General features: G+C 65.5%; 3 protein-coding genes. 1 reads left to right on the plus strand and 2 read right to left on the minus strand.

Annotated features, from left to right (window positions below):
• Positions 1–92: 92 nt before the first annotated feature.
• Complete coding sequence (locus GGR45_RS19480) at positions 93–293, minus strand: DUF5818 domain-containing protein (protein WP_175310444.1); 201 nt, start codon at positions 291–293, stop codon at positions 93–95.
• The gene (locus GGR45_RS19485; RefSeq protein WP_175310445.1) at positions 293–739 is read right to left on the minus strand and encodes a thermonuclease family protein; all 447 of its coding nucleotides are present in this window, start codon (positions 737–739) and stop codon (positions 293–295) included. Before GGR45_RS19485 ends, GGR45_RS19480 begins: the two co-directional genes overlap by 1 nt.
• 142 nt (positions 740–881) lie before the next feature.
• Between GGR45_RS19485 and GGR45_RS19490 the strand changes: the two genes are divergently transcribed.
• Positions 882–1,418: a hypothetical protein gene (locus GGR45_RS19490; RefSeq protein ID WP_175310446.1), complete on the plus strand. Its 537-nt coding sequence runs from the start codon at positions 882–884 to the stop codon at positions 1,416–1,418.
• The last annotated feature ends 91 nt before the right edge of the window (positions 1,419–1,509 follow it).

Raw genomic sequence — 1,509 nt, forward strand, 5'->3', positions numbered from 1 at the left:
CATCCATGCCGGCCTCCATCCAGCCAGCACTGTGAATCAGATCAGCGCGCCCCTGTGAATCCCTCTGCGACTCAGGTCGGCCGGAAACCGCTCTAGATTGGCTCGATCGTCTGCACGGCGAGCAGGTCGAAGCCGTCGCGGGTTCCGGTCACACGCACCCGGCGGCCGAGCAGCCGGCGGGTGCGCCATCCCGCCTCGAGACGCCAGGTGCCGCCGTCGCGGACATCGAGGACCAGTCCTCCATTCTCTTCCAGCAGCAGGCCCTCGACCTCGATTCGGGTTCCCATCGGCATCAGCGTCTGCTCCGGCATACGTGTCCGCGCCAGTACCGATCCCAGCGCAGCACCGTGCCGCTCGCCACCAGCGCGCAGGAGAGATCGACGCCCGCCGCGGTGCTGCACCAAGCACCGGTACGATGGCCGCCGGCCGGGCCGTTCGACACACAACTCATCGCTGCGCCCGCGACGAGGACATGGCCGTCCGGCGATTGGCCGATCGGCTGGCCGACGAAGCGTACGAGCGCATCGCGGGAGGCTTCTGCGGTCGCCGACGGGCAGGGCTGGTTCGATCGACAGCTGCCGTCATGCTCGCGTGCCGCGACGCCGGCGATGCGGAGACGGGGTCCTTCGGCGCACCACACAGGCCCGTCCCCATCCCATACGCGGGTGGGCGTGCACGTGAACCGAGTGCCGGAGGGCAGGACGGGCACGGTGGCGCAGAGGACCAGGGTCAGGAACATACATCCCTTTTCAGCAGGGAGCGGGGCCCTGTCGATGGTTACCGCATCATCCATCCTAAAAGTGGTCGCTATCCTGAAATTGGCGACCTATGTTTGCTCACGCACGGGAAGCGGTTCCCGAGCCGGGGCGTGGAAACCTCGAGTGGAAGTCGGTCGAAGATCGATACCGGTCGAAGAGCTCTTCGGCCGGGTGGCGGACGCATATGTCCAGGCCACCCGGCTAAAGGCGTTCGCGCCTGTTTCACTCAGGTTTCCAACACCCGGCTCAGGGGCTGGCGTCTCGTCTAACGGGACGCCGCCGACTGGGCTGCGTCCTTCCGCGACGGAGGGCGACGATGATTGGGGATCAGGCCGTACGACCGAAGGCACCGGCCTTGCCAGCTGGAATGAGATCGGCGCCGGCAGCCGAAGCCTGAACATGCCGGTCCAGACGGTACCGTTCGTCCCGATCTTCATTCTCGGCGCTTTCTTCCTGATCGCACCCGGCATGGTCGTGACGCTCTTCACCAATTCGGATCCGCTTGGCTTCGCCGTGGTGGTTGCGACGGCCATCGCCGCACTGGTTCGCCCAACGGCAAGCTGGATCCTGTTCGCCGTGCTGTGCTCGATGCGCACAGTTCCGTTCATCGTTGCCGCTCTGACTGCGGTCGCGATCCGGATTGGCCTCGCACAGAACTGAGCTGCCCCCTTCTGAGTGGTCCATCGACTATGACAGTCTGGATCGAGGAAGGGACGACGAATGCCAGCGAAGAAGCACAAGCCCGAGGAGA

The organism is Sphingomonas zeae (assembly GCF_014197135.1).
In the GTDB taxonomy this organism is placed as follows: domain Bacteria; phylum Pseudomonadota; class Alphaproteobacteria; order Sphingomonadales; family Sphingomonadaceae; genus Sphingomonas; species Sphingomonas zeae.

Coding starts and splice junctions, on each gene's coding strand:
- GGR45_RS19480 (WP_175310444.1), bottom strand. CDS start 293: ATGCCGATGGGAACCCGAATCGAGGTCGAGGGCCTGCTGCTGGAAGAG.
- GGR45_RS19485 (WP_175310445.1), bottom strand. CDS start 739: ATGTTCCTGACCCTGGTCCTCTGCGCCACCGTGCCCGTCCTGCCCTCC.